The organism is Neisseria bergeri, assembly GCA_003044455.1.
Classification (GTDB): domain Bacteria; phylum Pseudomonadota; class Gammaproteobacteria; order Burkholderiales; family Neisseriaceae; genus Neisseria; species Neisseria bergeri.
The window spans coordinates 1-25362 of sequence record POWY01000019.1 but is presented as its reverse complement, the minus strand read 5'-3'; the positions used below and the strand labels follow the sequence as shown (position 1 = coordinate 25362).

Below are 25362 nucleotides of genomic sequence, written 5' to 3'. Positions count from 1 at the left end.
GAGAATGAGATAACAGAGATAGAATGGATAAAACCCGTAAAGCCCGCAATATCATTTGGCAAAATACCTACAGCTTGGGTGTCGGCTGTGTTTTTGCCCTCGCGTTTGGCATTTTCAGCAACGGCTACCACAGCCCCACGTTTGCGGTTGAAAATCACACGATAGAGGGTTTTATTCATGATTTTAGTTCTTTGATCTTTATAGAGTTATTACAAGAAATTGGATAGTCTGACCATTCTAGATCAAGGATTTTAGCGAGTCAATTACCGCCGTTTTACTGCCATTTGTTTATTAAATTAGGGACTGTACTAGATAACGGTTAAAAATCCCATTCGAACGAAATGACAAGGTTTATACCGTCGTTTCCCCCAATGCGTAATCAGCGACATTATTGTCGATTATCCGAGAGAAAGTTAAGCCTGATGGCATTGTGTATACGGATACCTTTCGTAGTTATGATGTACTTGATGTCAGTGAATTTAGCCATTTACGCAAGTTTTCCAGTATTTGACGGGCAATTTAAAACAATCGGATTTTGTCCCATTTGTCGGCCAAGTCTTTACTTGCTTGGCCGTTTGAATTTAAAAAGCAGTCTATCTACTTTCCGACCTTTTTTTCTGTTGTAAGGTCTATGATCCAATAGCATTCCCAAAGAGCATTTTGGACGGTATTTAAAGGAATGTGAATAGCGTTTTAACAACAGTAAAATAGAATCTAAAATTCATATTTGAAGACAATTAGTTAATGGGAATTTGGTCTAGTTATCTAGTACAACCCCTTTTAATTTCGCCGACGACGTCGCGGCTGTTGCGATAGCGAATCCAGCCGATTTTCGGGAGATACAGGCGGTTATTTTGTTATTCCAGTTTACAGCCTTGCGGAAAACGAAAGCTCTCTTTCAAGCCTTTTTTCTTGAATTTCGGGAAGCCGGAACGCTTTTGAAAGAAGTTTTTGAACGCGCTTTCAAGGTCTTTTAACGACTGCTGCAAAACCTGACTGTGGCAGTCTTTCAACCAGGTTAATTCACGTTTCCATTCGGGCAGCAGATTGGCTATTTTCGTATAACTGAACTTGACACTGTTATCTTGCCCATATTACTCATTCTGCCAAGCCAACGCCCGATTGAAGACAAAACGGGAACAGCCGCAAAACTGTTTCATTCTGCGGATTTGTGCGCCGTTTGGCATGATTTCGAACTTAAAGGCTTTGCGTATAATCATAGTGGTATGATTATACCTTTGGTTTGTCTGTGCCTTATATCTCCGCCCTGAAGGACGGAGTTTTACGGCACAGGGCTGATAAAACGGCGGATATAATCAAATACATGTAATGAGATTCCCAAAATCTTGGTAATGATGTATATTAGTTAAGTTAGCTAATCATGAGAAGTGTTATGTTTCAAGCAAATATTCATCAGGCAAAAACCAATTTGAGTCAATTGATTCAAAGAGCAGAAGCAGGGGAAATCGTTATTATTGCGAAAGCAGGTAAGCCTTGCGTCCAACTAACCGGTATTGAAAAACCAGCACGAAATGCAGGAAGGTTGAAAAAATTCAGTCATATGGAAAATACGGATATTTCACGTATTCTTGAGGATGACAATGAAACGACAGCTTTATTTTTTGAGGAGTCGGCTCTGTGAGAAAGATTCTGCTTGATACCCATGCTTTGCTGTGGTGGTTGTTGGATGACAAGAAACTGGGAACATCTGCACGCAAACTGATAGAAAATCCGAGAAATGTGATCTTTGTCAGCGCAGCAAGTATTTGGGAAATTTCCATCAAGCAGAACAAGGGGTTATTGAAATTACCAGAAGAGTTTTTTGATGTGCTTCAAGAAGAGGATTTTGAAATGCTGCCTATAGGTCTGTTTCATGCAAAACAGGCTGGAAGCCTTCCGGAGATACACAAAGACCCTTTCGATAGGATGTTGATTGCACAAACCCAAGCGGAAGGCTTTAAACTGATGACTGTCGATGAATATATTCCGCAGTATGGAATTAGAGTTGTCAACGCATCAAGCTAACAAATACAAAAACTGTGTACACAAGAAAGACCGCCGAGGCGGTCTTTTCGGTTATTGTCCTCGCTTAAAAGCCAGACTTCCGTTGCGGCCTATAAATCAGTCATTGTTTAAACCTTACTGTAAAACTGTAAAACTGTACAACTGCTAAACTGCAAACACAGAAAGAAGCAATATTAACAGTACAAAACAACAGATATCCAAACTCCATTAAGTGCATTATTCTGACTTTTTTCGTTGCCTGATGTATTGATGCTATTTGTGCTGTTCTTATATATGTTGATGCTGGTTACGTCGCATTTTTTCGGAAAATTCAACCGGTAGGGGACCGATACGCTGTTTCATCTCCTAGCTTAGGGAGAGTAGGGGGGGAGGATACGACCTTAGCTTTGGTGTCCGTAATATCATCATTTTTTTCCTCAAGGTCAATCCCTTGATTTTAAATATTTGCAAGGTAAAAGACTATTATTCGGTTAGACGGAAACCTATCCAAGGGGAATACCGCACGGATTTCTTTGCAACCAAAATAACTAAGGTGCTGATAGGGAATATATTTAGTAGACTCTGAATTGATTGGTTTGCTGCAACGAAGTACGGTAAAATTTCAAAAGTCCTTAAGTAAGGTAGAAAATCATGTCAGCCCTAAGCCGCCTGCTCAATCAATTCCAAGAATTTTCCCAAACGCAACGGGATAAGGGAACTTCGTTTGAAAATCTGATTGTCAAATATTTCCAAACCGAACCTTGTTATCAAAGCAGGTATGTGAAGGTGCAGACCTATTGCGATTGGGCAGCCGAAAATATAAAGGATTTGGGTTTTGAGTACAAAAACGATACCGGCATTGATTTGGTGCTGACAGATATAGATGGCAGTTTTCACGCTGTTCAATGTAAAAATTATTCATCAGACCGCACGATACAAAAATCTGACATTGACAGTTTCTTTACTGCTTCGGGGAAGACTTGGTTTACGCACCGCTATATTGTCGCAACGACAGACAAGTGGTCAAATAATGCGCGGGAGTCCCTCAATCATCAAATTATTCCGGTTTCTGTAATCAATTTGGCTGATTTGGAAAACAGCAGTATAGACTGGGAACAATTCAATTTTTCTGCCCGGCAGCCTGCCCTTAAATCCAAAAAGGGTTTGCGCCCACATCAACAAAGTGCCTTAAAAAGTGTTGAAACCCGATTTAATGGAGGAGAAACACGCGGTAAGCTGATTATGGCTTGTGGTACGGGTAAAACATTTACTGCGCTGAAAATCGCTGAAAAAATGGCCGGTAAAGGCAAGCGGGTACTCTTCCTAGTACCAAGCTTATCATTATTGAGCCAAACCTTACGCGAATGGAATCAAGACACAGAAACACCATTGATTAACTTTGCTGTTTGTTCCGATAGTGATGTAGGCAAAAAACACAATGAAGATAGTGTCCTAGCCAATCTTAGCGATTTACAGTTTCCGGCAACAACTAATGCCAAAAGCCTTGCAAACGCCGTACACGTGGTAGAGCGGAAAAATAAACAGCAAACCATGACTGTTGTTTATTCCACTTATCATTCCATTGATGTGATTCACCAAGCTCAATCACAACATAATCTGCCCGAGTTTGACTTAATCATTTGTGATGAAGCACACCGCACTACCGGCGCAACATTTGATGGAGAAGACGAATCCGCTTTTGTCCGCGTACACGATGCCGGTTACATCAAAGGCGCAAAACGGTTGTATATGACTGCTACCCCGCGCATCTATGGCGAAACCGCCAAAACAACAGAAGGCGTGGTTTTGTATTCTATGGACGATGAAACCCATTACGGCAAAGAATTTTTTGTCCTAACATTTTCCCAAGCCGTTTCAGACGGCCTGTTGGTCGATTACAAAGTCATCGTCTTGGCCATCGAAGAAAGCCACATCCAACGCCGTATCCAAAACCTGCTCACCGACGGTAACAACGAACTCAAAGTCGATGATGCCGCCAAAATTGTCGGTTGCTGGAAAGCCCTGTCCAAATACGGCTTAACTGGTGAAGAAGGCGCTCTATACAACCCCATGCGACGTGCCGTCGCCTTCTGCCAAGTCATTGAAAAAGAATATAAAGGCAGTAAACACAAAGTAAGTTCCAAGCTGATTGCCGAAATGTTCCAGGCCGTGATTGAAGAGTACCAGCATGCAGAACGCACCGCCCTGCTCAAACAAAATCCCGATTTGAAACTGCCACCGCAACTAACAATGACCTGCCAAGCCGAACATGTGGACGGCGGTATGAACGCAGGTGAAAAAGAGAGTAAGCTGCAATGGCTAAAAGCACCCGAAGGGCTACCCGAAAATACCTGCCGCATCCTCTCCAATGTCCGCTGCCTGTCTGAAGGCGTGGACGTACCTGCGCTAGATGCCGTGTTATTCCTTACTCCTCGCAACTCCCAAGTTGATGTCGTGCAGTCGGTCGGCCGCGTCATGCGCCGTGCCGAAGGCAAAAAACAGGGCTACGTCATCCTGCCCGTCGTTATCCCTGCAGGTGTAGAAGCCGAAGACGCATTAGACAAAAATGAAAACTACCGAGTTGTCTGGCAGGTACTTAATGCCCTACGTGCACACGATGACCGCTTCGATGCCATGATTAACAAGTTGGAGTTCAACGGCAAAGACACCCAGAAAATGGAAGTTATTGCCATTGCCGACAAAATCGCCCCGAAAATCAAACGCAGCAGCAAAAAAGACCAAACATTGCACGAAGCCAAGGCTAGTTACGGCATAGGCAGCCCTGCCGCGCCCACACCCGTACAAGAAACCCTCCAATTCGAAATCGGCGAAATCGAACGCGCCCTCTACGCCAAAATCGTCAAAAAATGCGGCAACCGCCACCATTGGGAAGACTGGGCGGGCGACATCGCCAAAATCGCCCGCACCCATATTGACAGCATCAATGCTATTTTGGAAAACCCTGCCAACAAAGCTGAGTGCGCCGCCTTTGAAGCCTTTGCCGCCGAACTGCGCGATGACCTCAATAACGCCGTCAGCGACGAAGAAATCGTCGAAATGCTGGCGCAGCACATGATTACCAAACCCGTGTTCGACGCACTGTTTTCCGATTACAGCTTCGCCGAACACAACCCCATGAGCCGCGCCATGCAGAAAGTGCTGGATTTATTGCAGCAGAAAAACCTCCACAAAGAGCGCAACACCCTGCAATCCTTCTACGACTCCGTCCACCTGCGTGCCAGCGGCATTGAAACCGCCGAAGGCAAACAAAAAATCGTCGTGGAACTCTACGATAAATTCTTCCGCAACGCCTTCCCGCGCATGACCGAACGGCTCGGCATTGTTTACACGCCCGTCGAAGTCGTCGATTTCATCATCAAAAGCGTGGAAGACGTCTTACAGCACGAATTCAAAAGCAGCCTGCAAGACAAAGGCGTGCACATCCTCGACCCCTTCACCGGCACGGGTACCTTCATTACCCGCCTGCTGCAAAGCGGCATCATCCCGCGCGACAGGCTGCCTGAAAAATACAAAAACGAAATCCACGCCAACGAAATCGTCCTGCTCGCCTACTACATCGCCGCCATCAACATCGAATCCGCCTACCACGGCATACTGGCAGGCAACATTGACGGCAAAGTTTCAGACGACGTCCCCTACGTTCCCTTTGAAGGCATCTGCCTGACCGATACTTTCCAAATGTACGAGAAAGGCGACATGCTGGACGAAATGCTGGTGGACAACAGCGCACGCCGCAAACGGCAGAAAGCCTTGGACATCCGTGTCATTATCGGCAATCCGCCCTATTCCGCAGGGCAGGAATCCGCCAACGACAACAATGCCAACATCGAATATCCGCATCTTGATGCACGCATCCGCCAAACCTATGCCGAACACTCCGCCGCCACCAATAAAAACGCCCTGTACGACAGCTACATCCGCGCCATTCGTTGGGCATCCGACCGCATCGGGCAGCAGGGCGTTATCGGCTTCGTAACCAATGCAGGCTGGGTAGAAGCCACTACCGCAGACGGATTGCGTAAATGTTTGGCAGAAGAATTTTCCAGCCTGTATATCTTCCACCTGCGCGGTAACGCCCGCACATCAGGCGAACGCCGCCGCAAGGAGAAAGACAACGTTTTCGGACAAGGTACCCGCACCCCGATTGCCGTCTCCATCCTTGTCAAAAACCCGCAGGCCGAAAAACAGGGGCGGATTTACTTCCACGACATCGGCGACTACCTGACCCGCGAACAGAAGCTGGAAACCATCACCGAGCTCGGCAGCATCAACGGCATTGCCGAACGACGGGGCTGGCAGGAAATCGTTCCTGACGAATTTAACGATTGGCTCAACCAGCGCGACCCGAATTTTGATAATTACATCAGCTTGGGAGATAAGAAGGATAAAGATGCGTTGGTGGTGTTTGAGAATTATTCAACAGGTTTGCAACCACGAGGAGATGTGTGGTTTTATAACAGCAACATCAATAACTTATTGTTAAATATGGAGAAATCGATTAATTTTTTCAATTCAGAAGTGGATAGATACAAAATTTCCTATGACAAAACTGTTCCTTTGAAAGATTTTGTTCGCACTGATGTAACACAGTTTGCTTGGTATGGAGAAAGCTATAAAGAAATTACCAAAAACAGATACTACATTCTCTCTGATACTAAACCACGCATTGCTGTTTATAGACCTTTTAATAAAACCTGGGTGTATTTTGATGAAGTAATGATGCATCGTATCAGTAAAATCCCTAGTATATTTCCTGAATCTCACTTGCTAAACAATATAATTTACTTAAGTGGTACAGGAAACTCTGGGAAGGAATTTTCTGCCATCATCACAGATGCTATTCCCGATTTAAACATGCAGCATTCGGGTGGACAAGGCTTTCCAAAAGATTTGTATGAATTTTCAGACGGCGTAGAAACAGCCGAACGAACGAACGAACGAACGAACGAACGAACGAACGAACGAACGAACGAACGAACGAACGAACGAACGAACGAACGAACGAACGAAATTATACACCGCGAAGTACCGTCCAATATCGCTATCTGCCTCACAACGACCGGCGGCAAGGGCTTCTCTGTGCTTATCACCGACCAAATCCCCGATTTACACCTTATCGGCGACGTACAATGCTTTCCGATGTTCCTCTACGAGACGGAGTAAACAACATGACAATTTGTATTACTGGCAGAGGCTCAACAAAAGACTTCTCAGTGCTGATAACGGACAAAATTCCCGATTTGGAGATGATTTCCAAAAATCAATGCTTCCCCATGTTCCTCTACGAAACGGAGGAAGCTTAATGGAAAATCAAGACCTGTTCGCCGCTGAAATGCCGTCTGAAAAGCAGCCTGCACAGAAAAAACTCGTCCGCCGCTCTGCCATCACCGACGACGCGCTAGCACATTTCCGCGAGCCGTATTCCGCCGCCGATGCAGCCCGAATCGGCAAAGAAGACATCTTCTATTACATCTACGGCTTGCTGCACAGCGAAGAATACCGAGAACGCTACGCCGACAATTTAAGCAAACAGCTCCCGCGCATCCCGCGCATGAAAACCTACGCCGATTTTGCCGCATTCAGCAAGGCTGGGCGTGATTTGGCGGCACTGCACCTGAACTACGAAACCGTGCCGATGTATGCGGGTGTGAAATTTTCAGGCAGCCTGAAAGGTTTGAAACTTGCCCCGCAGCAAATCATCGGCGGTGCAGACGAAGACTTCCGTGTGGTCAAAATGAAATTTGCCAAAAAAGACGATAAAACCAAAATCGTCTACAACGGCAAAATTACCGTAGAAAACATTCCCGAAGCCGCCTACGATTACATCGTAAACGGTAAATCCGCCATTGAATGGGTGATGGAACGCCAAGCCGTAACCACCGACAGAAAATCCGGCATCACAAATGATGCCAACGACTGGGCGGCAGATACCATGCACAATCCGCGTTATCCGTTAGAATTGTTGCTTAGAGTGGTCAACGTGAGCATAAAAACACAAGAGATAGTGAATAATCTGCCGGCTTTAGACATTCAATGATGATGAAAAAAGACCGCTTCTGAACTGCACCTCCTAAAGTCGGTAAGGTGTCCAACTTTTGGGGTGTAGTTCATTCCAGCGGTCTTTTTTTGCCTGCCGGTTTTGAATCATCCTCCGTATGTATTCCCTTTCAGCCTTTGCGTTTTTTTTGTTATCGCAATACCCGATTTGGTCAATAAATTGAAGGTTGAGAGTAAGAAACACGATTTGATGTGCTGTGTTTGATAAATCAAAGCAAGATTTGTCAAATGTTACGAGTACAGTTGGTGCTAGTAGTGAAGAAGAGGTTCTACTGGATAATTTGCTGATTTCCTGTTTGATAGACAATGGTTATAAATTTGAGTAGTTCCGTCTTATCCTACGGTCGCATAATGCGACCGTTTTTTTACAGTATTGACTTGCCATATATATTTTCTAATAAAATGATTTTGTTACGAAATCAAATTAGGCAAAATAAATGGATGATCATTCGAAGAAGCGAGGCGGACGCAGGGAAGGGGCTGGTCGAAAAAGTAAATCCGGCGAAGCAACGGCAGTAAAGCGTATTCCAATATCTCTGATACCTACCGTTGATGCAATGATTGCTTCTACAGCCATTCCTCAAGGTAGTCTTATACCCATCAATCGGACAACACTAAAAGTCCCTTATACTCTCGAGAAAATCCCCGCCGGATTCCCATCTCCGGCGGAGCAGTATATTGCCGATTATCTTGATTTCAACGAATATCTCATTGCCAACCCATCTGCTACCTTTGCAGCCCGTTCCGGCGGCTATTCCATGCTAGACGCTGGGATTAGCAAAGACGATATTATGATTATTGACCGATCCAAAACGCTGAAACATGGCGATATTGTGATGGCGGGTGTTGGTAACGAGTTCACAATTAAAAGGCTATATAAAATATCAGGACGCAAACCGGAACTTCATTCAGAAAACTCTTCCGGCGAGTACCCTGACTTTATACCTAATGACAGTGATACCTGGACAGTCGTTGGTGTTGTTACCTTTGTTATCAAAGATGTTCGTCAAGGAAGCTAAGATGTTTGCCCTTATTGATGGGAACAGCTTTTACTGTTCTTGTGAAAGAGTTTTCAGACCGGAATTAAAGAATATCCCAGTCGTTGTCCTGTCAAACAACGACGGCTGTGTGGTTGCCCGTTCTGCTGAAGCAAAGGCACTCGGCATCAAGATGGGCGAACCGTATTTCAAAGTAAGACATTTAGTGGGACAAGGCCGTCTGAAAGCTTATTCGAGCAACTACGAACTCTATGCAGACCTGTCCCGGAGGATGATGGAAACTATCGCCGGGTGTGTGCCGGCAGTTGAAGTCTATTCTATTGATGAATGTTTCGCAGATATGACCGGCATTGAAAATCTTGCTGTACATGGACATCAAATTCGCAGCCATGTTTTACAATGGGTTGGCATACCAACTTGCGTTGGCATAGCGCCGACTAAGACGCTAGCTGAGACCTTTGCAAAATTCCCCAAAATCCCCTAAATTCCCACCAAGACATTTAGGAGATTTCTCATGAGCACCTTCTTCCAGCAAACCGCCCAAGCCATGATTGCCAAACACATCGACCGCTTCCCACTATTAAAGTTGGACCGGGTGATTGATTGGCAACCGATCGAACAATACCTGAATCGTCAAAGAACCCGTTACCTTAGAGACCACCGCGGCCGTCCCGCCTATCCCCTGTTGTCCATGTTCAAAGCCGTCCTGCTCGGACAATGGCACAGCCTCTCCGATCCCGAACTCGAACACAGCCTCATCACCCGCACCGATTTCAACCTATTTTGCCGTTTTGACGAACTGGGCATCCCCGATTACAGCACCTTATGCCGCTACCGTAACCGGCGGCGCAAGACGACACCCTGTCCGAATTGCTCAAACTGATTAACTGCCAACTGACCGAAAAAGGCCTAAAAATAGAGAAAGCATCCGCCGCCGTCATTGATGCCACCATTATTCAGACCGCCGGCAGCAAACAGCGTCAGGCCATAGAAATTGACGAGGAAGGACAAGTCAGCGGCCAAACCACACCGAGTAAGGACAGCGATGCCCGTTGGATCAAGAAAAACGGCCTCTACAAACTCGGTTACAAACAACATACCCGTACCGATGCGGAAGGCTATATCGAGAAACTGCACATCACCCCCGCCAATGCCCATGAGTGCAAACACCTGTCGCCTTTGTTGGAAGGACTGCCCAAAGGTACGACCGTCTATGCCGACAAAGGCTATGACAGTGCGGAAAACCGGCAACATCTGGAAGAACATCAGTTGCAGGACGGCATTATGCGCAAAGCCTGCCGCAACCGTCCGCTGACGGAAGCGCAAACCAAACGCAACCGGTATTTGTCGAAGACCCGTTATGTGGTCGAACAAAGCTTCGGTACGTTACACCGTAAATTCCGCTATGCCCGGGTAGCCTATTTCGGGCTGATTAAAGTGAGTGCGCAAAGCCACCTGAAGGCGATGTGTTTGAACCTGTTGAAAGCGGCCAACAGGCTAAGTGCGCCCGCTGCCGCCTAAAAGGAGACCGGATGCCTGATTATCGGGTATCCGGGGAGGATTAAGGGGGGTATTTGGGTAAAATTAGGAGTGATTGGTGGCGAAAACAGCCGAAAACCTGTGTTGGGGGGTTTCGGCTGTTGGGGGAAAAGGAATTTTGCAAAGGTCTCTAGCTAAGTTTTGTAACCATCTCGCCAAACGTTATCCTGATCACTTTGGTGGAGTGGTGGTTTGGGATAATTGGAATGAAACTATCCGTCTTCGTGCCTTCCGCAGCCAAAGAGTAGATGAAATTTGGGGGATAGGTAGACGGACTGCCGATAAACTATCTGAACAAGGGATACGAACAGTATTAGACTTCGTAGAGGCGGATACAGCCACCCATACGCCGACGGTACGGCGTAACAGTGGAGCGAACGCAAAGAGAGATGCAGGGTATTGTCTGTGACGGATTACATCCCAATGCACAATCGAGACAAAACCTTGTTCGTAGTCGAAGTTTTGGAAAGCGTATCGGAACCTTAGAGGCATTGCAGGCGGCTGTTACGCATCATGTCAGTTCAGGGGCTGAAGCTTTGCGTAAGGATGGTTTAACTGCTTCCGCCGTTTCTGTATTCTTACATACAGATTTTTTTCGTGAGGATTCGCCACAATACCACAACAGCCTGGCCCAGAATTTGATTGTATCAACCGCTGATACAGTTCATTTGAACCGAATAGCACAACGACTACTGGCAAATATTTATCGCAGTGGATACCTCTACATAAAATGCGGAATTGAATTACATGGTTTGAAACCAGCTATTCAAATGCAGGCAGACTTATGGGAACCGACAAAAGCCAATCCTGCCATGGAGGCATGGGATAAAATCAACCGTCAGCACGGTAGAGGCCGTATGAAATTGGCCTCAGAATTACTGGCCGATGACTGGAAAATGAACAGAGATAGATTAAGCCAGTGCTATACCACACGGTTCGCGGATTTGCTCGTAGTCTAGGGATATAATTTCCCCAAAACATCCACAAAATATGTGGATAATATTCCATAGGAAAAAGGTCGTCTGAACTTCAGACGACCTTTTTTAACTCTTTAATACAGCCTGGATCTGTTGTTGCATGCTTCTGCCTTGGTCATCCTCTTTGACGGCCATGACGAACAGGCATTTCCCATCACTTTTATCCGCCCAATAATGACCAATTACCTCTTTAGTTATTCCTTTTGGATGAACATAGGAATTAAAAGATTAATCATCCATTTCTTTTCTACTGCAACATATTGAAATTTCGAATGGTATTTTACGACACATTTCATTTATCCGGTAAATTTCCTGCCATGCCTTGTGCAATAAAATGTTCCGTACAATGGGAATTGCATTCAATATCCGATATTGTCGGTTATAGATTTTTCGTCTGCTACACCAAATTCTCAAAAGTTCGTCTTCATCATTAATTACGATATGCTTCAGAATTAGTCCCTTTGAACCTACGGGAAGCAGGTAGCGCGGATCGGGATTATCAAAGTGTCGTCCTGAACCATTAAAGTCATAAAGAATGTTTGGCTGCATACCGGTAATATTGTATGTATCCCGTGGATCAGAAATTTCTCCCCTCCATTCAAAGCATAATGTTGCAGATCGGTTTCCAAGTTCGTGTACAGGGACTTCTCCAAGCAAACCTAAAAAATTCATCCCACCATCGTATTCTGTTATTTGGAATGGGGTTTCAAACCTGTGATTTGTTATCAACATATCAAACAACCGATCAATATATTCACGCCGAAGCAAAAGCATTATTTTTCCTTATTTAGTCGTTTTCCATCCATACCCAAGCCAAACACCGCTAAAAATCTACAATATTAGTAAGTGTTTCAAAAAGTTTATATCCTTGATAAGCTCAAGAATTGCCGCTTAACATAGTTTATACTATGCAAGAGATAAAAAAAACGGCTGCCTAAGCAGCCGCTGGTTTTAAATCAATCATCTTGATCGAGCAGTTTTTTCAGTTTTGACAAAGGTTCAGTAACAGGAAACGTGTATCCAATAAATTCATTGAATTGTCCTGTCAAATCCATCTCGTAGAGAGTGCCTGTCCAATCATTGAAAAACTCCAAGTAAAAAGTCATAAACGATGTATAGGGCGTTAAAACCAATCTCTCATATCTCAACTTGCCTTCGAATCCTTCAGAACACACGTCACAATGTATTGCAAGGTGATGAAGCTTGTTAGGGTTTTCAGCAAGAATCTTGACGGCGTTTTCTGTGTAGCTTGCATATTAGCACTAGTTCGCATAATATATCTTATGTTAAATTCTATATTTTGCTGAAGCCTGTAATACCCGAGCAAATCCGGTTGAACGGTACACTCCAGTAACGCCAAAACATTCTCTCAATTCCCCTCCACCCACCACATCAACAGTGGGCTTTTTATACCTTATCCGAAATGCCTAGCCTAAGCAGGCAGATTTCATCGCCATCCTGTTCGTATGTCAATAGCATACCAGGTCTTATATGGCATTCCCGATAGCCGTAATAGTTGCCGGTAAGGCTATGGTCTTTGTACTTCTCAGGTATCGGCTCGCCGTTTATCAGGCAGCCTGCAACGGTTATCCAGTCGTTGCCTAGCAAAATTTGCCACTGCTTTTTTGCATCTCTTTTGAACTGGTTGGCTGGAACAAGCTCATTCTTCAAACTCCTAAATGCAATGCACAGAGCTGACGAAACTGGAATTGCAGTGCAGCAGGAAAAACCAGATTTTAAAACCGAGCTTGCCGACATACAAATAAGCAGCCTGCCCGACAGTATGCTGTACCGACTGGAAAACCTGCGTATTGCCCAAGAGTATTACCAAGCCGGACTGGAGCATTTTCGGCGGGAAGAAAAAATGAGCCGGGTACGCGACAAAATCCGCAAGTACGCCGAGAAAAACGGGATGTCCAAACAGGATGTCATCGCCGGCATCAACAAAGATACTGACATGAATCTGTCCGAAATCTCACAGGTTTTCAACGAAGCCTATGAAAACTCGCCTGCGGCCAAAACAGCCAAAGAAAAAATGGATCATGCCCTGAACGATTGGAAAGACAGCTATTCGTCTCTGACGGAAGATTTCGGCTATGGCGATACCGATAACAGAGACTACCGCCGTGCATTCGGGCAATATGAAAACAGCCGTGAGGATATGGAAGAAGCAACTGCCTCGGTGACGAAGACCCTAGGAGAAGATGCAAACCATTTCGAACAGCTTCCTCCGAGACGGTCGAAGTATCAGACTCACTCCCCTTCCCTTGGATAAAACACCGATGAAAACCACCCGCCGTCAAATTGCAGGCAGGAGATATAAAAAACCGGCCGCCAATTTGTATTGGCAGTCGTTTTTTAACAGGTAGGAGAATCGCTATATTCCAATGAAACTAGAGTCGGCGGAGTCACTATCATGTCTCTGACCAACTTGATACCAAACTCACCAAGGACTGCGATTAAAGCCAAAGGTACCAAGTACAAGAATAGCAGCCCGGAGTTAATCAAAATAACATCATAGGAAATTTTACCGGATTGATTAAAAATATCTTTTAACTCATCTACCGAACATTGGGAAATCGAATTTATCTTGCAATCGACAACTTCCCGCAATTTTTCATTTTTCTCATACTCCTGTTTGTAACGAGTGAAGTTGTAGATATTCATATAGGGAAGATTCTGAATGCAATTCGTTAACGATTTTTCAATACACTCGAATGCAACCTTATCTGTTTGGCTGTGTTTTGATATTAGGTTGATAAATTTATTTCAAAAAGTAGTCGAAGTTTTAAAGATTATGTTGGGCAGCTGTGATGTGAAAGGCAGCTTGCACCGCCTTCTTTTATCCGGTTAGTGCATTCCCATGCCATCACCCTCATAATTATCTTCATAACCATCCAATAATGAATCTTTCTCTATGGCTTCTTCAATAAGATCACTCAAAACATGTTTCAATCCCGGAATATCTGCTTTTACAGTTGCATAAACAGACATTAAATTTACATCTTCATATTGATGTGCAATAAAATTTCTCATCCCCTTGGCCAAGTTGAATATTTCTTCAGCTTTGTCAGATACTCCTTCATGCGCTAAGATTTTACCGGCGTTTTCGCCTAAAAGAATAAAATTCAGTTGTGTTGCTTGACGTTTTGCCTTATTGTCCACAAATTCTTCAAACGTCAGATTGTTTGTATGCTCCAAGATGTCATTTACTGCTTGTTGCATACATTGTAGATACCTGATAATTCTTTTGTTTTCCAATGTCATAATGGCATAATATCCTGCTGTATCTCTTCCAACATTTGACCTTTAACCGCATAGGAGTCAATCAGATCGATTTTTACCCCTGGGAACAAATCCTCCAATTCATTCTGCAGTTCGGCGATTGCAAAGAAGCTCGTAAACGGCTCAATATCAATGAGAATATCTATATCACTGTCCTCGGTGTCATCTCCACGTGCTACAGAGCCGAATATACGTGGTTTTTTTGCAAAAGGATGGTTTTCAAATACGTCTCTGACTTCACACATCCTGCTTCTTAATAGTTCGGAAGGTTTCATATCGATGTTTCCTTTCAAGATACTTCAATTTGCCTGCAAAGTATCCTGTTGAATACCTTGAAGCCAAGTACGCCTATCAGCACTATATTAGAACACAGCCATCTGTTTTGCTCAAAGCATAGAAATCAATTGTTCGTAATTCGTCCCTTAAAGCAAATAGCTTGTTGTGTTGGTATACCCCTGTTCATGGCTGTAATAACAATATCTCTACAGGCTTGTGCCCATGTCACCCTATGTTCGTTTTTATGATTCTGTTGTGCTGACATAGGATGATACCCGTTGAAAATCCAGTTGAATGAAAAGTTAAGAGTTCTAACATAAACAAATCTGCTGAACAATTTTCAGAAGTTTCAGGTTTGCTTTGTTGTTGTTCTTTTCTTATAAGATTTAACAATAATTTTAGACAAACCTTTAACAATATTTAGAAGTCTTGAAATCATTGATACAAGCGACTTTCAAGACTTAAAAGTCCCCATATTTTCAGTCAAAAGTCCCCATTATTTAAAATCATGTTGGTATATAACTGTTATCATGGAAAATGGCGGTTCCCCTTATCCCTGAATTTTCTGAATGCAAACAAAATCCGCATTATTTTAGCCGCTAAAATTTTAGCCGTCCGATTTAGGTTGATGCAGCAGAAATTTTCAACTCCTCATTCCTAGCCTGAATAGACTTGGCAAAATTATAGGCAACATCAAAATCTTTGAATTCAGCTAATCTGAACGTTCTACTGCTAACCACAAGGTTCAACGCCACTTTATTGCCTGTGCGCAGAATATACATGCCTTCCTCTTTCTGTTTTGACTTCGTCGGTTTTATCATATCATTCATGCCTCCGGCGGATTCAAAGGGAAAAATCCCGTATGATTTCCGGATCGGATTTGGGCTCGTATTTTTTTACCGTATTTTCGTAGGCATGGATAAAATATTCTTTAAACTGAGTATATTCCCCTGTCTCATAGTAGGAGATAACGGCGGATGAATAATCCCGATAACTGTCCGGATCCAGTACGCATGGAAAAATTTTCTCCCTCATTAAGGAGAGTGCCATACAGTTTCTGGCAGTGCGTTTGTTGCAGTCTTTGAAAAATTGCAGGTAGGCCAAATTGTTATGCAGGTAAACAGCCCGGTCGAAAGGATTTTCGACTTTCCGGGCGACCTGTATGGTCCAGTCTAATTCGGCAGTTAAATTCTCCGGATTGGATAAAGGCGTATATTCGGTTCCGCTGATATTCACACTTCCACGGCGTACAACGCCAACAGCCCCTTTTTCAAGCAGTTTGTCGGCAATCAGCGAATGCGTGGTTTTGACAAAATCTTTCCAGTCAAACGGTTTCGGCGTATCGATACAAGACATCAGAAAGCCGTAGCTATCCCTCAGATTGACCAGCATTACGGCATCCGAATACAATTTGCCCGCAGCGGTTTGCCCGATTTTCAATAAAGCCTGAGTATCATGCCGGTCGTAGGTGTTACCTTCCAGTTGTGCTGAACTGTATATGAAATCGATGCCGATTTCTTCAATATTGCGTGACGAATCAGTCAGCAGGGATAAAGGCAGTCGACCAGACAGCTCAAACAAATATTCCTGCTCCGTTAACGAAAAAATCTGCCGTTGATTTGTAAAATTCGGTCTGTATGTCGACATTTTAAATTCCTTCGTTTGAATAGCTACACCACATGGGAATACCACTTTATTAAACAAAATATTTGACTGAAGTCACATGGTGGTCATCATATGGCGGCTCTGACATGCCTAAAATATCGATTGCATATCGGTCAACCAAAACTTCTTCGTCCTTAAACTTTTGGTACTGTTTCCGGCAATATTCTCGGAACTCTGTTAAATTTGATGGCAAGAACCCGCAACCGTCTGCACCGTAAATGTAATCACCTTCGAACAAGCTGTCTTTCCGGACAATCAGTCCGTTTTTAACCCAGAACTTCGGCTCAAAATAAAGTTTCATCTATCAAAGTAGCAGCTGCTTCTCTAACCGCAACATCGGACTCTTCAAGTTTTTTGCAAAACGTATTCAATGTATTTTCCAGAACCACAACAAAGTTTCCTTTTAGAGCGAAGTTAATCATTAAATCGAAAGCTTTTAGGTTCATGGTGGATTCCTTCACATATCAATACCCAACATTATAGTGTTTTTTTCTTTCCGAAAAATTTAGAGATAAAAATGGGACTTTGGTTTTTGGCTGAAGTGTGTGGAAGTCATCGACGAATTGATGTCAACGGTTTCTATTTTGGCTGAGTGTGTTTCAGTCATCGACAAATTGAAACCAACTGTTCCGGTTTTGGCTGAGTGTATTTCGGTCATCGACAAATTGAAACCAACTGTTCCGGTTTTGGCTGAGTGTATTTCGGTCATCGACAAACTGAAACCAACTGTTCCGGTTTTGGCTGAGTGTGTTTCGGTCATCGACAAACTGAAACCAACTGTTCCGGTTTTGGCTGAGTGTGTTTGAAAGTAACGCACTTTCTATATAAATATTAAATATTATTCTTTTATAATTGGTATATATATATAATATATTTATATATATCCAGAATTTGAGATTTTTGTTCACCCCTTTTTTCCAAATAACTCAGCATTTTTAAATTCCTATATTTTCAGAAATCTGTCTGTTCTTGATTCTACTGCGCCAAATATCCACGCCTTGTAGGACATACTATAAATCAGAGTTGATACTAATTTGTTCTTTACAGATATTAATTAAGGAGCAGTCATTATGGCAACATTAATGGAAAAAGATGTATTGACTGAAATAGTAGTTTCCAGACTGGCACTGATCACCCGCACACTGGATAACCGTGAATATCTAAATCACAATGCCGATTGTAACAGGCTACTTGAGATTCGAGACTTTCTGTATTCTGCCCTACCTCAGAAAAAAGACTATGACTCAATTTTGTCTGAATGCAACTCCATAGAAACATTACAAACCATTCGGCAAAGGCATTAAAGAAAAACGTACCGATGTGTATGCCGGTTATACTTACACACAACAGCTCAGTGAGGCCAACAAACTGCGTGCCGGTTTAGGTCTGGGCTATGAAAAATACAAAGATGCGGTAGCTAATGAGAAAGGAACAGTCAGCACCGAGCGCGAAGCCTTCTATACTAAAGCGCACGCCGATCTGACTTCTGATTTAGGAAGCGGCTGGTATCTGAACCCCTGGGCAGAAGTTAAGGTTGACCTGAACGCCAAATTGAAACAAAACTCAACCGTAGCCGGTGCCTCTTCCGACATCAACGCGAAAACACGCGGATGGGGCGTGGGCGTAGGTGCGAATATCGGCAAACAAATTACCGATACCGTCGGCATCGAAGCAGGCCCGTTCTACAAACACCGTCACTTCAAAGCATCCGGCGACTTCGTTTTGGACGGCGAGAACACCCGAGTCGATCCTACCAAAATCAACGAATACGGTGTTCGTGTCGGCGTGAAATTCTAATCACGGCGATATGCCCCAAACACAAAACCGCAAGCCTTTTGGTTTGCGGTTTTTGTCTTGTTTGCAAGATAGGCTTCAATCAAAGTTGAAATTGAATAGCCTGCTGATTTGGGTTCTAAATTCAGCATGGAATGGGCCTGCACCGACAACGGCCTCCATGCTTTCGGCCAGTTTGTTGTCAAATGACTTTTTCATGTACGTTTTCTCTCGTACTGCGTTAAAAAGCTCTGCCTTTTGTCCGTCATCCAGAGTCAAAACAAAATCTATGGTTTTCCGTATTCTGTCCGCCTGCTGTTGGGCAGTCAATTCCGCTTCTTTTCTCAGGTCTTCCTTCTTTTTCTTTTCCTCAGCCTGTTCTTGACGTTTTCTTTTTTCCTGCTCCTCTGCGTCCATCAAAGGCTTTCCCCAGTCGTCCTGTATGGCTTTAAAATACACACTACCGATATTCGCATCCTGTCCTCTGTTCAACAAACTATCAATATAGCCGTTTGCAGCTTGTATGCAAAAGGCAACCTGTTGTGGTGTTTTAGTTTCCAGAAATTTAATCAGTGTGGCTGATAGCTCTATTTTCGATTCAGAAAAGGCTGTTTCTATATCCTCGTCTGCTATGTTCTGGTTGTTTTTTTCTATATTTGTTTTGTATTCAATATCAAAATGGAGTCCCACAACCCGCCTATTTTCCCGTTTTAATTGCGGTGTAATTTTGATGTCCACATTTTCACTGTTGTTGATATGCCCTATTGCCGGTTTAATTATGTTGGCGTTCAACACTTTAAATTCTTTGTATTCTTTGTCATCCAATCCCAAATAGTATCTAAATTCTTGAACAGTAAAAGAGGGTGTTTTGCCAATGCCCGCATAGTCCTTACACAATTTGTAGATGACTCCGCAATATTTTCCCGGCAGGCTATTAAACACCATCCAATCCATCAGCAAAAACATGCGATTTCCTCTTTCCGACATCAACTCGTCGAATATGATATCTGATACTTTGTAGAGGATTTTCCCGTTGTCAATTTTCCACTCTGAAATATAGCCCATACCGTGTATGATGGGACGACCGTCTTTTTCAAGATAATTCAGAATGAGTGATGCACTTCGCAGGGTGTCTAAATCTTTTTTCAACTGTTTAATAGACAAGACATATCCCAGACAATGTTCTAGGTGTTTAACACTTATTGCAACAAAACCACGTTCATCATAAGTACCACCTTGCTCAAAATGTGTTTTAATATTCTGCAAAAGAAGATACCAATACTTGTATTGCATTTCGGACAAAGAATGGCCCATGTGGGTTAAGGATTGCGGTGTTTTTTGTTTATCAATATGGTTTGATGTCATTTTGATTTCCATTTCATGTGGCTACTATATCTCTCTATTATGCACTAATACACAGAGTTTCTTGATGTTAGAACGAATACGGCGTCCGTGTCGGCGTGAAATTCTGATTTTCCTTATACGAAACCGCAAGCCTTTATTACATCTCCTGAATAATTTAGGATACTTTTTAGGTATTGAAAAACACCTTGGTTTTTAGCCTATGTTCGGTGAGTCGGGGAAATCTATATCTTCGTCCGCGCCGAAATAGTCTATGCCTGATATACAATTTTGATACACAAACTTGCAAATATCGGTATCGTCGCCGGAGCGATAGAATGCGGACAGTTTTTCATTGAATTTCGGCATCTGCATTTCGGAGATTTCCAAGATGCCACGCCCCCCCACCATCATCAGGCCGTTGGCAAATAAGGTTGCCGTTCGTTTGTTGCCGTCCCAAAAAACCTGCTGCCGCATGCAATAGAGCATGAAACGAACAGCTGCCTCCGTCGTCGAACCGCTTTGCAGTCCGATATTTTGTAACACGCGGGCCACTTCAATTTCCTTCACCGGATTTGGGGCATGACGGGAACCGTCCAATAGCGTTACGCCGACCGAACCGGTACGGAAATCACCGGGTGCCAAAGAATCGTCCTTGGCAACAATGTTGTTGATTTTTTTAAGGAGTGAAATATTGATCGGTTCGCCGTTTGAAATATGCGAAATCACATATTGATAGGCACGTTTCAGGTTCAAGATAGTTTGGATGTCTTCAAGTGACACGGAGGCTACATTTTTGCCATGGATAATTTGCTCGGTCTGCAATAAGGTCGTCTGACAATTCTCAAACCGGCTGAGGTTGTGAATTTGGGCAACCAATACTTTCTTTGCCAGAAAAATATTTTCTTCCAAACTCAACTTGTATTTGTCCGTAACCACGAGAGTTCCTTTAATAATTAAATCTGTACACCCAAGGTATGCACGGTAAACGGTGCTATATTAAAAAGACCCATTAAAGGTTAAACAAAAAGTCGCTTGTCCCGTTCATGGCTCTCAATATTTTTCAAGGCATCCGCCTTGTCCCATATCTGAAGTTCCCACGGAAAAAACAGATTATTTTTTTGATTGAAATACACATGCGTTCCGATATAGCCGTTTTTTTCCTGAACGTTCCAGTTTTTTAAGCCCTTCGTCGAAACCCATTCATCTAAAGCAGCATGTATTTCTTCCATTAGTGCGGAATCAGCGATGATTCTCACCCCAAAAATATCATTTAACACCTTATTCGCCGGATACCCAGACTCGCGTTCCGAAAACCGGCGGATTTTGTCGAAAACGGACTCCGTGGTTTTAACGCGGTAGTAGTATGCTAAAGGCAAGGCCCCGATGTCAGATCGAATCAGATAGTCGTTGATTGACTCATGCAAATTAAGTCGGTATTGCAACACAAAATCGATGTCCAGATGCCGGAGCATCTTTGACAAATTGGGAAGGTTTCCGCCATACAGTTTGGAAATCCTTTCGTGATATCCGGCGTGTATGCGGTTAATTTCGTCAATCAGCCGTTCTACATTACTGATTTCATGAGCTGGAGACATACCTTGCTACTCTTTCATTCCAATTATATGAAAACAACATACTAATTGCTTTCAACTCTTGTTTTCGCGTTCTGTATTGAGGTTCTCCGTCTTTTTGTCCTTTACCACCTTTATTTGTTTGGCTGTGTTTTAACGATGTGTTGATATTTAATTTTAGAAAGGTAGCTATTTAATAGTTACCTTTTCTTATTTAAAAATAGCTTTCTCAAATTCCATTAATGCCTCAATACGATATGCAGAGGCTCTATCGAAATTAAGGTTCAACATTTTGTTTATTAAACATTTTATTTTAGCTATTTTTCAATATACCCCCAAATACACCCCCAATTTGCACAAGTCAAAATTTTAGGCAGGGGTTTTGTTGCTCCCATGATACGCGGGCAGATGCCGGCTTTTCGCGGGGGAAATACAAGGGGTCTCGGTTCGGGTGTCAAAATCCCTGTTTCGTGTTAGTCATGCGGGGATGACGAGGGGGTTAGAATGAAGTAAAGCTGTTGCCCTCTCCCCGCAATAGTTCCATTAGGCGCGGATGAATGAATAGTTTGTCCCTGCCGATGGCGATTTCTTGCAGCACACCTATATCTGAAAGCTCTTTCAGGTACTTAGAGGCCGTCTGCCGTTTGGCTATCCCTGCCGCTTCTAGGTTGGCAATGCGTGTATATGGCTGCTCAAACAGAAGATTTACCAGTTCGTGCGTGTAGATTCCTTGTGCGTGTGTCCGTATGTGTTGCCGTGTCTGCTCGAACAGGCGGCGTATCGCATCTATTTTCGATACCGTCCAATCGGCGGTGTCGGCTACGCCGTCTAAGATGTAGATTATCCAGCTTTCCCAATCCTGCCGTTCGGTTACGCCTAAAAGCAGGCGGTAATAGTCCGTCCTGTTTTCGATGATGTAGCGGCTCAAATACAAAATAGGCAAATCCAAAAGCCCTTTTTCAATCAATAGCAGGCTGTTCAATATGCGCCCCGTCCGCCCGTTGCCGTCCGTAAACGGGTGAATGGCTTCAAATTGGTAATGTGCCGCCGCCATGATGATAAGCGGGTCTAAATCGCCGCTTTCGTGAATAAACCGCTCCCAATTTGCCAGCTTGCCGCGTATGGTTTCTTCTCCTTCGGGCGGGGTATAGACAACATTTCCGCTGTTGCCTCCTTTTAGGGCTGTGCCGCCTGTTTTGCGGATGGCCATTTCGTAGGGGTGCTTGATGGCGTTGCAGACCATAATGGCGGTTTGTGTGCATAAAGGGCGGCTCGTCAGTGATTCATAGCCTGCAAACAGGGCGGTGCGGTATTGCAGGGCTTCTTTCGTGGCAGGGTCTTGCCGTTCCGTATCCATTTGCAGGGATTGAAACAGCTTGTCCGTGGTGGTTACGATGTTTTCAATTTCCGAACTTGCACGGGCTTCCATAACAGGAAGGGTGTTAATCAGCATGGCTTGATTCGGTATCAATTCTGCCGCCTGCTTTAAACGGGCAAGGGATGCACGGGCGACTATACAACGTTTCAGGATGGTTTTGCTTTCAATATCCTGTTTTGGTGGCAGGGGTGGTAAATCGTTATAGGGAATATCGGGTTTCCAGTTGCTCATGTTTAAAATTTCGGAAAATTTAAAGATGTTTCCAGTATATGTTTACGCCGTGTATATATCAAGGATATATGTTTAAAAATTTGGCTTTTGTAAATATATGGGTGGTAAAACCGCCCGCAAAAGTCAATTTGCATGGGGTTAATTCAAAATCCGCCCGCCCTTCATCTGCCCGCTCCCCTAAAAAAACCGTATAGATATAAAAACGGAGTAGACACCTGCTCCGTTTTTTTATTAAAATTTATGGCTGTGTTTTAGTAATCTGTTGATTTCAATTATTTGCAAGGGAAAAGACAATTATTTTCCGGTTAGGAATAAACCTATCCTGTTGAATACCTTGAAGCCAAGTACGCCTATCAACACTATATTAAAACACAGCCTAAATTTTCTGACACCATAAATGCTCTTGAATAATTATGATTGGAAGACAATAAAATATCCTTATCCGAATTAGTGTATGCTTCAAGCGAAAAATCTTCTTCATTTAATCCTAAATCCGGGTAAACAATTTCATTCTCAATTTCCCAGCTAACTATTCTTATCAAGTAATAGGTTTCATCTGTCAATAGCTCGCCTTTTGTATTGACAATAACTACCTTGCTCATGCCAAAATTATGTTCAAACCCGTATTTTTTAATAAATTCCAAAAAACGCGCTGACATAATAAAGAAGTCACTATATGGCAGAAAATCAAAAGTAACACTCCTTGCTTTTTTTAAGCAGACATAAACTTTTTCGGGCATTTTCGGGATTTCTTGTCCCTTTACAAACCAACTCCACGGAAAGTCAAAATCAGGATGCGTTTTTTTAGGGTTGAATTCCTCTGATATCCCTACTTCCCCTAAGGAAACCTTAGGCACTTTTCTTTTCGCTAACTCATCTAAACTTTGTGCGCTATATCCCCACACCATCAATTTCTTCATAATATCTCCTAATTTAGTCGTTTTGGTGAATTGGCAGATGCGCACCCTCCAACGGATAGAGATTTACTCAAACGTTTTTTCAAACTTTTTTGTAAATCCTGTACGCGTTTTCTTGCCTGTGCTGCTGTAATTTTTCCTTTTCTAAAGTCTTTTCTTATTTTTTCCAACTCATCTCCTACTTCTTTGCTGTATTTTTCATGAGACCCTCGATGGAAAAATTCTCTAAGTGCGCCCCGAGCATCCGCTTCAGTTGAAGGCATATACAGACCATTAGTCCAACTATCTCTGCCTAATCCTTTGCCTTTCATGTAAAAATATCGATCTTACTTTTTGGCTTTTTTCTTAGGATTTAATTCTTCTTTACGTTGCTTATAAAATTGCCAATATTTCCTATCTCGATATGAAAATGGCTGATAACAAAGTTCATTATACGCAAGTTGAAAGTATTTATAGGCATTGTTCATATCACCAAACTCAAAATATATTGCACCTGCATCACAAAATATACTTGCATCAGGCTCTATTTCTCTAGCTTTTAAGGCAAGTAGTACCCATTCTAATGCTGCTTTGTAATCCCCTTTTTCCTCATAAACTCCAGAAATACCATTAGCGACTGAAGAAGTTGGTTCGACCCAATTTATCTTAGGTTCAGGAATTAAATTCCATGCTTTTAGTTTGACAGCTAATCTATCTTCGATACTTGTCAAATCATTTGATAAACAAATTAGATCATTAATTTCATCATTTAAATCTGAATTTTGCTCTTCTAAATACATAACTATTCCCTTTATTTCTTAAAATATTTAGCAATTAACAACCTTTAGGTACTTTACCATTTCTTAGTTTTCGAGGTTTCTTATATTGAGACCTTTGCAAAATTCCTTTTCCCCCAACAGCCGAAACCCCCCAACACAGGTTTTCGGCTGTTTTCACCACCAATCACTCCCTAACTCTACCCAAACGCCCCCTTAATCCTCCCCAGATACCCCATAATCGGGCATCCGGCCGCCTTTTAGGCGGCAACAGGCACACTTAGCCTGTTAGCCGCCTTCAACAGGTTCAAACACATCGCCTTCAGATGGCTTTACGCACTCACTTTGAGCAGACCAAAATAGGCTGCCCGGGCATAGCGGAACTTACGGTGCAGCGTACCGAAGCTTTGTTCGACCACATAACGGGTCTTCGACAAATATCGGTTGCGGTGGGCTTTGCGCATAATGCCGTCTAACAACTGATGCTCTTTCAGATGTTGCCGGTTTTCCTCGCTGTCATAGCCTTTGTCGGCATAGACGGTTGTACCTTCGGCTATACCTTCCAGCAAAG

At 43.3% G+C, this 25362-nt stretch carries 28 protein-coding genes and 3 pseudogenes; 13 read left to right on the top strand and 18 right to left on the bottom strand.

Going from position 1 to position 25362, the window contains the following annotated elements; translation table 11 throughout:
* Positions 1-179 (bottom strand): ESPR domain-containing protein (locus DBY86_RS14185; protein ID WP_159068596.1); only part of this gene is annotated, 179 nt, incomplete at its 3' end.
* 155 nt (positions 180-334) lie between these two features.
* Here DBY86_RS14185 and DBY86_RS11980 point away from each other — a divergent pair.
* Positions 335-493, top strand: a pseudogene (locus tag DBY86_RS11980) (IS1595 family transposase); the annotation flags it as partial.
* 601 nt (positions 494-1094) lie between these two features.
* Here DBY86_RS11980 and DBY86_RS13810 read toward each other — a convergent pair.
* A complete protein-coding gene (locus DBY86_RS13810; RefSeq protein WP_300905486.1) occupies positions 1095-1220 on the bottom strand; it encodes a helix-turn-helix domain-containing protein in 126 nt (41 codons plus the stop codon).
* Positions 1221-1393: 173 nt separating this feature from the next.
* On the opposite strand from DBY86_RS13810, the gene DBY86_RS11965 reads away from it, so the two are divergent.
* From DBY86_RS11965 to DBY86_RS11930, 8 genes and pseudogenes are all read left to right on the top strand, one after another.
* Positions 1394-1642: a type II toxin-antitoxin system Phd/YefM family antitoxin gene (locus DBY86_RS11965; RefSeq protein WP_107820128.1), complete on the top strand. Its 249-nt coding sequence runs from the start codon at positions 1394-1396 to the stop codon at positions 1640-1642.
* Complete coding sequence (locus tag DBY86_RS11960) at positions 1639-2025, top strand: type II toxin-antitoxin system VapC family toxin (protein WP_107820127.1); 387 nt, start codon at positions 1639-1641, stop codon at positions 2023-2025. The genes DBY86_RS11965 and DBY86_RS11960 overlap by 4 nt, the downstream gene beginning before the upstream one ends.
* 630 nt (positions 2026-2655) lie before the next feature.
* Positions 2656-7188 (top strand): restriction endonuclease, encoded by a 4533-nt coding sequence (locus DBY86_RS11955; RefSeq protein ID WP_107820126.1) that lies wholly within the window; start codon positions 2656-2658, stop codon positions 7186-7188.
* A 139-nt stretch (positions 7189-7327) separates the two neighbouring features.
* Entirely contained in the window at positions 7328-8062 is a 735-nt protein-coding gene (locus DBY86_RS11950) for a type ISP restriction/modification enzyme (protein WP_107820125.1), read from the top strand.
* 457 nt (positions 8063-8519) lie between these two features.
* Positions 8520-9101: a translesion error-prone DNA polymerase V autoproteolytic subunit gene (locus tag DBY86_RS11945; protein WP_107820124.1), complete on the top strand. Its 582-nt coding sequence runs from the start codon at positions 8520-8522 to the stop codon at positions 9099-9101.
* A 1-nt stretch (position 9102) separates the two neighbouring features.
* Entirely contained in the window at positions 9103-9564 is a 462-nt protein-coding gene (locus DBY86_RS11940; RefSeq protein ID WP_300905489.1) for a Y-family DNA polymerase, read from the top strand.
* A gap of 30 nt (positions 9565-9594) precedes the next feature.
* Positions 9595-10601 (top strand): annotated as a pseudogene (locus tag DBY86_RS11935) (IS5 family transposase).
* Between the two features lie 407 nt (positions 10602-11008).
* On the top strand, positions 11009-11578 hold the full coding sequence (locus DBY86_RS11930) for a DUF4113 domain-containing protein (RefSeq protein ID WP_234403448.1): 570 nt from the start codon (positions 11009-11011) through the stop codon (positions 11576-11578).
* Positions 11579-11824: 246 nt separating this feature from the next.
* Here DBY86_RS11930 and DBY86_RS11925 read toward each other — a convergent pair whose 3' ends face one another.
* Entirely contained in the window at positions 11825-12370 is a 546-nt protein-coding gene (locus DBY86_RS11925) for a hypothetical protein (RefSeq protein ID WP_107820123.1), read from the bottom strand.
* A gap of 633 nt (positions 12371-13003) precedes the next feature.
* Positions 13004-13267 (bottom strand): type II toxin-antitoxin system YafQ family toxin, encoded by a 264-nt coding sequence (locus DBY86_RS11920; protein WP_107820122.1) that lies wholly within the window; start codon positions 13265-13267, stop codon positions 13004-13006.
* Positions 13268-13310: 43 nt separating this feature from the next.
* On the opposite strand from DBY86_RS11920, the gene DBY86_RS11915 reads away from it, so the two are divergent.
* The gene (locus tag DBY86_RS11915) at positions 13311-13871 is read left to right on the top strand and encodes a hypothetical protein (protein WP_107820121.1); all 561 of its coding nucleotides are present in this window, start codon (positions 13311-13313) and stop codon (positions 13869-13871) included.
* 83 nt (positions 13872-13954) lie between these two features.
* Here the strand turns inward: DBY86_RS11915 and DBY86_RS11910 are convergent, their stop codons facing one another.
* The 6 genes from DBY86_RS11910 to DBY86_RS13175 all read right to left on the bottom strand — a co-directional run bounded on the left by DBY86_RS11910 (position 13955) and on the right by DBY86_RS13175 (position 17268).
* A complete protein-coding gene (locus DBY86_RS11910) occupies positions 13955-14263 on the bottom strand; it encodes a hypothetical protein (protein ID WP_107820120.1) in 309 nt (102 codons plus the stop codon).
* A gap of 183 nt (positions 14264-14446) precedes the next feature.
* Positions 14447-14821, bottom strand: coding sequence for a HepT-like ribonuclease domain-containing protein (locus DBY86_RS11905; RefSeq protein ID WP_159068595.1), 375 nt, complete (start codon positions 14819-14821; stop codon positions 14447-14449).
* Between the two features lie 38 nt (positions 14822-14859).
* Positions 14860-15156, bottom strand: a complete 297-nt coding sequence (locus DBY86_RS11900) for a nucleotidyltransferase family protein (protein ID WP_107820118.1) — start codon at positions 15154-15156, stop codon at positions 14860-14862.
* Between the two features lie 621 nt (positions 15157-15777).
* Entirely contained in the window at positions 15778-15978 is a 201-nt protein-coding gene (locus DBY86_RS11895) for a hypothetical protein (protein WP_107820117.1), read from the bottom strand.
* Between the two features lie 22 nt (positions 15979-16000).
* Complete coding sequence (locus DBY86_RS11890) at positions 16001-16804, bottom strand: Fic family protein (RefSeq protein WP_107820116.1); 804 nt, start codon at positions 16802-16804, stop codon at positions 16001-16003.
* Between the two features lie 302 nt (positions 16805-17106).
* Positions 17107-17268, bottom strand: coding sequence for a hypothetical protein (locus DBY86_RS13175; RefSeq protein ID WP_159068594.1), 162 nt, complete (start codon positions 17266-17268; stop codon positions 17107-17109).
* 99 nt (positions 17269-17367) lie between these two features.
* Here DBY86_RS13175 and DBY86_RS13170 point away from each other — a divergent pair, with 99 nt between their 5' ends.
* The 3 genes from DBY86_RS13170 to DBY86_RS11870 all read left to right on the top strand — a co-directional run bounded on the left by DBY86_RS13170 (position 17368) and on the right by DBY86_RS11870 (position 18619).
* The gene (locus tag DBY86_RS13170) at positions 17368-17628 is read left to right on the top strand and encodes a hypothetical protein (protein WP_159068593.1); all 261 of its coding nucleotides are present in this window, start codon (positions 17368-17370) and stop codon (positions 17626-17628) included.
* Positions 17629-17892: 264 nt separating this feature from the next.
* Positions 17893-18126 (top strand): hypothetical protein, encoded by a 234-nt coding sequence (locus DBY86_RS11875; protein ID WP_107820114.1) that lies wholly within the window; start codon positions 17893-17895, stop codon positions 18124-18126.
* Positions 18127-18142: 16 nt separating this feature from the next.
* Complete coding sequence (locus DBY86_RS11870; RefSeq protein ID WP_234403447.1) at positions 18143-18619, top strand: autotransporter domain-containing protein; 477 nt, start codon at positions 18143-18145, stop codon at positions 18617-18619.
* A 75-nt stretch (positions 18620-18694) separates the two neighbouring features.
* Here DBY86_RS11870 and DBY86_RS13805 read toward each other — a convergent pair whose 3' ends face one another.
* The 8 genes and pseudogenes from DBY86_RS13805 to DBY86_RS11820 all read right to left on the bottom strand — a co-directional run.
* Positions 18695-19972 carry a replication initiation protein gene (locus DBY86_RS13805; RefSeq protein ID WP_234403446.1) on the bottom strand — a complete coding sequence of 426 codons (1278 nt, stop codon included), beginning with the start codon at positions 19970-19972 and terminating at the stop codon, positions 18695-18697.
* Between the two features lie 180 nt (positions 19973-20152).
* Positions 20153-20875 (bottom strand): Fic family protein, encoded by a 723-nt coding sequence (locus tag DBY86_RS11855; protein ID WP_107820112.1) that lies wholly within the window; start codon positions 20873-20875, stop codon positions 20153-20155.
* A gap of 80 nt (positions 20876-20955) precedes the next feature.
* Entirely contained in the window at positions 20956-21534 is a 579-nt protein-coding gene (locus tag DBY86_RS11850; protein ID WP_107820111.1) for a nucleotidyltransferase family protein, read from the bottom strand.
* A 475-nt stretch (positions 21535-22009) separates the two neighbouring features.
* Complete coding sequence (gene fic / locus DBY86_RS11845; RefSeq protein WP_107820110.1) at positions 22010-23119, bottom strand: protein adenylyltransferase Fic; 1110 nt, start codon at positions 23117-23119, stop codon at positions 22010-22012.
* A 359-nt stretch (positions 23120-23478) separates the two neighbouring features.
* Positions 23479-24039 carry an Imm43 family immunity protein gene (locus DBY86_RS11840; protein ID WP_107820109.1) on the bottom strand — a complete coding sequence of 187 codons (561 nt, stop codon included), beginning with the start codon at positions 24037-24039 and terminating at the stop codon, positions 23479-23481.
* A gap of 8 nt (positions 24040-24047) precedes the next feature.
* Entirely contained in the window at positions 24048-24347 is a 300-nt protein-coding gene (locus tag DBY86_RS11835; protein ID WP_107820108.1) for an AHH domain-containing protein, read from the bottom strand.
* A gap of 15 nt (positions 24348-24362) precedes the next feature.
* Positions 24363-24815: a hypothetical protein gene (locus DBY86_RS11830; RefSeq protein ID WP_107820107.1), complete on the bottom strand. Its 453-nt coding sequence runs from the start codon at positions 24813-24815 to the stop codon at positions 24363-24365.
* 236 nt (positions 24816-25051) lie between these two features.
* Positions 25052-25362 (bottom strand): annotated as a pseudogene (locus tag DBY86_RS11820) (transposase); the annotation flags it as partial.

What these genes read in the sequence shown, in the direction of transcription:
- DBY86_RS11875 (WP_107820114.1), top strand. Translation starts at nt 17,893, where the DNA reads ATGGCAACATTAATGGAAAAAGATGTATTGACTGAAATAGTAGTTTCC.
- DBY86_RS11930 (WP_234403448.1), top strand. Translation starts at nt 11,009, where the DNA reads ATGCAGGGTATTGTCTGTGACGGATTACATCCCAATGCACAATCGAGA.
- DBY86_RS11850 (WP_107820111.1), bottom strand. Translation starts at nt 21,534, where the DNA reads ATGTCTCCAGCTCATGAAATCAGTAATGTAGAACGGCTGATTGACGAA.
- DBY86_RS11835 (WP_107820108.1), bottom strand. Translation starts at nt 24,347, where the DNA reads ATGAAAGGCAAAGGATTAGGCAGAGATAGTTGGACTAATGGTCTGTAT.
- DBY86_RS11925 (WP_107820123.1), bottom strand. Translation starts at nt 12,370, where the DNA reads ATGCTTTTGCTTCGGCGTGAATATATTGATCGGTTGTTTGATATGTTG.
- DBY86_RS13810 (WP_300905486.1), bottom strand. Translation starts at nt 1,220, where the DNA reads ATGATTATACGCAAAGCCTTTAAGTTCGAAATCATGCCAAACGGCGCA.
- DBY86_RS11905 (WP_159068595.1), bottom strand. Translation starts at nt 14,821, where the DNA reads ATGCAACAAGCAGTAAATGACATCTTGGAGCATACAAACAATCTGACG.
- DBY86_RS11900 (WP_107820118.1), bottom strand. Translation starts at nt 15,156, where the DNA reads ATGAAACCTTCCGAACTATTAAGAAGCAGGATGTGTGAAGTCAGAGAC.
- fic (WP_107820110.1), bottom strand. Translation starts at nt 23,119, where the DNA reads ATGAGCAACTGGAAACCCGATATTCCCTATAACGATTTACCACCCCTG.
- DBY86_RS11945 (WP_107820124.1), top strand. Translation starts at nt 8,520, where the DNA reads ATGGATGATCATTCGAAGAAGCGAGGCGGACGCAGGGAAGGGGCTGGT.
- DBY86_RS13175 (WP_159068594.1), bottom strand. Translation starts at nt 17,268, where the DNA reads ATGAACCTAAAAGCTTTCGATTTAATGATTAACTTCGCTCTAAAAGGA.
- DBY86_RS11950 (WP_107820125.1), top strand. Translation starts at nt 7,328, where the DNA reads ATGGAAAATCAAGACCTGTTCGCCGCTGAAATGCCGTCTGAAAAGCAG.
- DBY86_RS11940 (WP_300905489.1), top strand. Translation starts at nt 9,103, where the DNA reads ATGTTTGCCCTTATTGATGGGAACAGCTTTTACTGTTCTTGTGAAAGA.
- DBY86_RS11890 (WP_107820116.1), bottom strand. Translation starts at nt 16,804, where the DNA reads ATGTCGACATACAGACCGAATTTTACAAATCAACGGCAGATTTTTTCG.
- DBY86_RS11840 (WP_107820109.1), bottom strand. Translation starts at nt 24,039, where the DNA reads ATGAAGAAATTGATGGTGTGGGGATATAGCGCACAAAGTTTAGATGAG.
- DBY86_RS11895 (WP_107820117.1), bottom strand. Translation starts at nt 15,978, where the DNA reads ATGATAAAACCGACGAAGTCAAAACAGAAAGAGGAAGGCATGTATATT.
- DBY86_RS11965 (WP_107820128.1), top strand. Translation starts at nt 1,394, where the DNA reads ATGTTTCAAGCAAATATTCATCAGGCAAAAACCAATTTGAGTCAATTG.
- DBY86_RS11955 (WP_107820126.1), top strand. Translation starts at nt 2,656, where the DNA reads ATGTCAGCCCTAAGCCGCCTGCTCAATCAATTCCAAGAATTTTCCCAA.
- DBY86_RS13805 (WP_234403446.1), bottom strand. Translation starts at nt 19,972, where the DNA reads ATGGAAATCAAAATGACATCAAACCATATTGATAAACAAAAAACACCG.
- DBY86_RS11910 (WP_107820120.1), bottom strand. Translation starts at nt 14,263, where the DNA reads ATGAATATCTACAACTTCACTCGTTACAAACAGGAGTATGAGAAAAAT.
- DBY86_RS11830 (WP_107820107.1), bottom strand. Translation starts at nt 24,815, where the DNA reads ATGTATTTAGAAGAGCAAAATTCAGATTTAAATGATGAAATTAATGAT.